The sequence below is a fragment of the Acidimicrobiales bacterium genome (assembly GCA_036491125.1).
Lineage (GTDB): Bacteria > Actinomycetota > Acidimicrobiia > Acidimicrobiales > AC-9 > AC-9.
In genome coordinates, this window is sequence record DASXCO010000144.1 from 1 (window position 1) to 5,204 (window position 5,204).

The 5,204-nt window shown below is 70.7% G+C and carries 5 protein-coding genes; 1 reads left to right on the forward strand and 4 read right to left on the reverse strand.

What is annotated here, in order from left to right; translation table 11 throughout:
* Positions 1–182, forward strand: a 182-nt coding sequence (locus VGF64_11550) for a hypothetical protein (protein HEY1635385.1), incomplete at its 5' end; no start/stop codon positions are given.
* On the opposite strand, the gene alr is transcribed toward VGF64_11550, so the two are convergent.
* From alr to VGF64_11570, 4 genes are all read right to left on the reverse strand, one after another.
* Positions 179–1,315 (reverse strand): alanine racemase, encoded by a 1,137-nt coding sequence (gene alr, locus VGF64_11555; GenBank protein ID HEY1635386.1) that lies wholly within the window; start codon positions 1,313–1,315, stop codon positions 179–181. The genes VGF64_11550 and alr overlap by 4 nt on opposite strands.
* 13 nt (positions 1,316–1,328) lie before the next feature.
* Positions 1,329–3,992: an asparagine synthase (glutamine-hydrolyzing) gene (asnB, locus tag VGF64_11560; GenBank protein HEY1635387.1), complete on the reverse strand. Its 2,664-nt coding sequence runs from the start codon at positions 3,990–3,992 to the stop codon at positions 1,329–1,331.
* A 26-nt stretch (positions 3,993–4,018) separates the two neighbouring features.
* Positions 4,019–4,402 (reverse strand): VOC family protein, encoded by a 384-nt coding sequence (locus tag VGF64_11565; protein HEY1635388.1) that lies wholly within the window; start codon positions 4,400–4,402, stop codon positions 4,019–4,021.
* Between the two features lie 24 nt (positions 4,403–4,426).
* Positions 4,427–5,204 (reverse strand): HNH endonuclease (locus VGF64_11570; GenBank protein ID HEY1635389.1); only part of this gene is annotated, 778 nt, incomplete at its 5' end.

Sequence of the window (5,204 nt, forward strand, 5' to 3'; positions counted from 1 at the left end):
CCTTCGACTGCGAGGACATGCGGGCCGGCTGCCCCGGGCTGGTCGCCCAGGACGGACAGCCCGCCGACTACGCCTATCTGACCTTGGCGACCTCGCCCGACTCGGGTCCGGTGCCCGCCGACGCGCCGCGGGGAACCGGCCTCTATCCGAAGACGGCCCAGCTGCCGTCGCCGATCGGCTAGTCGCGAGTCGACCGGGCCGAGGGCCGGGGGATGCGCGCCGCGCGCGACGAGGTGGCGCACAGCACCTCGTGGGGAATGGTGTCCCCGAAGGCCGCGATCTCGTCGGCGCCGAGGTGGTTGCCGTCGAGGTCGCCGAGCAGGGCGGCCACGTCGCCCTTGGCCACCGGGTCGCAGTCGGTCACGTCGACCATGACCTGGTCCATCGTGACCCGGCCGATGATGGGGCTGCGCCTGCCGCCGAGGAGCACGGTGTCGGTCCCCGCCCGCCACCGGTGGATGCCGTCGGCGTAGCCGACCGGCACGGTGGCCACGCGCGTCGTCCTCGGTGCGGTCCACGTTCGGCCGTAGCTGACGGTGTCGCCCTTGCTGATCTCCTTCACCTGGGTCACCTCGGCGAGCATGGTCATCGCCGTGCGGACGGGGACGAGCGTGTCGACCATCGGGTATCCGTACAGAGCGATGCCGAGGCGGACGAGGTTGTGGTGGGTCTCGGGAAGGCGGAAGATGGCGCCGCTGTTGGCGGCGTGGACGAGCGCGTCCGGGGCGAGCTGGCGCAGCGGCTCGGCCCGCTCGACGAACGCGGCGTGGTGGTGCCGGGTGACCTCGAGGTCGGGGCCCTCGGAGTCGGCGAAGTGGGTGAAGATGCCGGCGATCTCGATGTCGGCGCGACCGGCCTCGAGGGCGCGCCGCAGCGGCTCGAGGTCCGTCTCCTGGGCACCCAGGCGGTGCATACCGGTGTCGATCTTGACGTGGACCCGTGCCCGTCGCCCAGCCTGCGCCGCGGCGCGAGCAAGCGACTCGACGGACTCGGCGTCGAAGACGGTCAGCTCGACGCCGGCCTCGACCATCGCCGGGTAGAACCGATCGGGGGTGGCGCCGACGATGAGCACGGGGACGCCGAACGGCAGCGCCTGTAGGGCCTCGGCCGGCGACGAGACGCCGAGCCACGTCGCCCCTCCCGCGATCGCCGCCGCCGCCGCCAGCTCGAATCCGTGGCCGTAGCCGTTGGCCTTCACCATGGCCATGAGGGCGACGCCAGGTCCCAGCGTCGCCTTGACGGCGGCGGCGTTGTCGGAGATCGCCGCTGTATCGACGTCCAGCCACTTCTGGGGGCTCTGCGTGACGCTGCCCATGCCGCTGCCTCTGCTAGGCGCTGGCCGCAACCGGCGACTCGTCCCTGTCGGTGATCCGCCGTATGAACCCGAAGGGGGTCTGCTCGGCCGACTGGCCCAGTGGGTTGTCGGCGACCAGGCTGCGGACCGTCGCCTCGCTCGATCCGTCGGTGACGGCGAATACCTCCGCCGTCAGGTCGTTGGCGTCGATGATGGCGACATCGATCCGCGCTCCGTACCGGTCGCCGAGGGCGGCGGCGATGCGCCGCGCTTCACCCTCGCTGTCCAGGGGGGCCGCCATCGCCCAGTGATCGTACGGCGGCAGGTTGGAGGCCGCCGGTCCGTCGATGGCGTTGACGCGTGATCCGGCGACCCGGTAGAAGTCCCCCCGGCGGCCAAGGGGCCGCGTGACCCCGGCCACCAGCGCAGCGAGCAGGATCCGCGGCAGCCCCACCTCGTCGATGGCCAGCTGCATCGTCGTCGGATGCCCCAGGCCGATGCCGATGGCCGTGCGGGTGACCAACCGCGAGAGCACCTTGGCCGCCGTGGTGCAGTGGATCTCGTCCACCGGTCGGCCGCGACCCTGGCTGATCGACAGCGCCTTCTCGCTGATCACGACCAGGTCGCCGTCGCGCGGGGGGCAGCCCTGCTCCCGCAAGCCGTCCAGGCATCCGGCGAGGACGTCGGTGAGGTTGTCCCCGCGGCCGATCACCGGTGACCGCAGCGGGATGCGCGCGAACGTCTCGCCGTCCCGCGTCATGAACATGTGCCGGCGGGCGTTGGGGGCGGACGATGCCATGGTCTTGGCTTCGGCCGGATCGAGCCCGGCCCGGACCTGGGCGTCACCGCGGACCGCGAACCCGGCCGCGTAGCTGTCGTCGTTCAGGCTCATGGCCCGGTCGTCGATGAAGATGCGCATCCAGACCTCGGCGTTGATCGCCCGCCAGAAGAACATGTTCTCCTCGCGTTCGCCGACGCACGCCTGACGAAACGCCTCGGCGACGGCGGGCCCGTTCCACCACGTCCGCCTGGAGAAGCTCGGTGAGCGCATGAGGCTCTGGAGGGCAGCGCGCTGTCGCCGGAACCAACGAAACTCCGGCGTGGTGAACCCGATCTTCTTGCGGCGCCGACGAACCTTGTCCGGCAGCGACGGGCCGAGGGCCTTGCGCAGCACGGCTCGGTTCCACCCGTCGTCGATGATCGCCTCGGTCGGGAGGCTGAGGATGTGCTCGACGAGCTCCTGGTCGAGGAACGGCAGGCGCGCCTCCAGGGAGTGGGCCATCGAGATGCGGTCCTCGTAGCGCAGGAGGGGCGGGAGGCTGTAGGTCATGAAGTCCTGGAGCAGGCGCAGCTTGAGGTCGTTCGTGACCCGGTCGTCTCTCGGGGGGTCGTGCCGTCGGAGGAAACTCGGCTGGAGCAGGCCGGCGACGTCGACGTGGTGTCGGCGGTCACGCAGGCGCCGGCGCACCAGCGGCAGGACCAGGTCGCGGGTGCGCCACGCCTCGTGGAGGAACTTGCCCCAACGACGCTTGCGGGCGAGCTCGCGCAGGAAGACATAGGGGTAGTGCGAGTAGCCGGCCAGCAGCTCGTCGCCCGCCTGGCCGTCGAGCACGACGGTGACGTCCTGGCGGGCACGACGGATGACCATCCACATGGCGAACGGGGCGCTGCTCACCATGGGCTCCTCGACGTGCCAGACCCAGGCCTCGAGCTCCCGGATGAAGTCGGAGGCGGTCGGCTGCACCTGGGCGTTGTCGGCACCGGTCAGCCTGACGACCTCTTCGATGTAGTCCGACTCGTCGATGGGATCGCCGGGGAACACGGCCGAGAACGTCTTCAGCCGGTCGCCCATGGAGGTGGCGTCGGGCACCTTCTCCCTCAAGAGCTTCGACATGACACCGCAGATGGACGAGGAGTCGAGACCCCCGCTGAGACAGATCCCCAGGGGCACGTCGGCGACGAGCCGACGCTCCACGGCGCGCTCGAAGACCGCCCTGAAGTCCTCTGGGTCGGCCGAGCCCGACTCGCTCAGCCGCGGCGTCCAGTAGGTGGTCTCGCTGATGCCCGAGTCGTCGATGACGGCGAACGCCGCCGCCGGGACCTGGCGGACCCCCTCGAAGAAGGTCGAGGTCGTGTGGTCGAACAGCCCGTGGGCCAGGTAGTCGAACATCGCCTGCTCGTTGACTGCCCGCTCGAAGCTCGGGTCCTGGAGGATGGCCTTGACCTCGGACGCGAACAGCACCCGCTGTCCGTTACGGGCGTAAAAGAGGGGCTTGATCCCGAAGTGGTCGCGGGCGAGCACGAGCCGGGAGCGGGCGTCGCGGCGATCCAGCAGCGCCAGCGCCCACATGCCGTTGAAGCGGGCGAAGCAGTCGGTCCCCCACTCCTCGTACGCGTGGAGGACGACCTCGGTGTCGCAGTTGGTGTGGAAGGTGTGGCCCAGCGGCTCGAGCTCGGCCCGCAGCTCACGAAAGTTGTAGACCTCGCCGTTGTAGACGATGTGCACGAGCCCGTCGTCGGTCGCCATGGGCTGATGCCCGTGCTCGATGTCGATGATGCTGAGGCGGCGGAACCCGAGGCTGGCCTCGTCGGCTTCGAAGTAGCCGTCGTCGTCCGGCCCGCGGTGCCGCTGGGCGTCGGTCATCGCCTCCAGCAACCCGCGGTCGCGAGGACCCCAAAAGCCACTGATCCCGCACATGCGCCGTGAGCCTACTCTGCGGAGGCCTACCGACCGGAGCCGTACGGCCTGGTGATGATCTCCAGGACGTGGCCGTCGGGGTCGCAGAAGTACACCCCGCGACCCCCGTCGTTGCGGTTGATCTCGCCCCGCCGGTTGAGACCCGGATCGGCCCAGTAGTCGAGCCCACGCTCGGAGATCCGCCCGAAGATCTGGTCGAACTCCTCCTCGTCGACGAGGAACGCGTAGTGCTGCGAAGTGATCTCCCCCTCGACATCGTGGAAGTCCAGCGACACGCCGTTGCTCGCCTCGACGACCAGGAAGGGCCCGAACTCCGACGCCGGCTCCAGCCCGAGTACCTCCGTGAGGAACGCGGCCGACTGCTTCTTGTCCCTGCACCACACGATGGTGTGGTTGAGCTGCACGCTCACCAGTCCACGCTACCGCCTCGCAACTCACGGCGGCTCCCTCCCGCCTCCGCCCAGCAGTCCCGCCTGGCGGTCCCGCTCGGTCTTGAGCTCGTGGCAGTCCCAGCACCTCCCGCTCAGGTTGGCCTGGGTGGTGGGGCCACCGTTGGCCACCGGGTCGACGTGGTCGTACTGGATGTGGTGGCGCGTGCCGCAGTCCACACAGATGACCCCGTCGAAGTCGGGGGGACCACCGAGGTCGAGGGCGGTGCGCAGCTCGGCGGGGATGTGGCGCCCGAAGTGCCTGACCGTCTCGATGCGCACCCCGTCGTGGATCAGGGTCTTCACGAAGGCCCGCTCGGCCAGGCGCCTGGCTACACCCACCGGGACCGGGCCCCCGCCGACCAGGTGGGCCGTCCCCTCCCCGCCGTCGCCCGGGCGCTGCCAGACCACGACCAGGTCGGCCTTGGTGGTTGCCCTGGCCTTTCCCGCCAGGAGGGCCACCAGGGCGTCGGCGGCATGCGCGGCGCGGGGCTCGGTGGCCCCCTCCCGCCGGGCGGCCTTTCTGATGCGGTCGGTCTCGGCCTCCAGGGCATTGACGAGGGGAATTCCCACGGTTGGAGGAAGGGCCCCGGCCAGGCGCACCATGCCCAGGTCGTCGCGCCAGTGGCGCAGCTCTCGGGCGGCCTGCTGGGCGGCGTGCAGGCCCTCGGCGTCGGTGGCCCCGAGGCGGCGACTGCGGGCGTTGTCGCGCAGCACCTGCAGGCTCGAGGCCTTGGCCAGGGCCACCAGCTCGGCCTCGGTCCCCGGACAGGCCGCCTCGGTC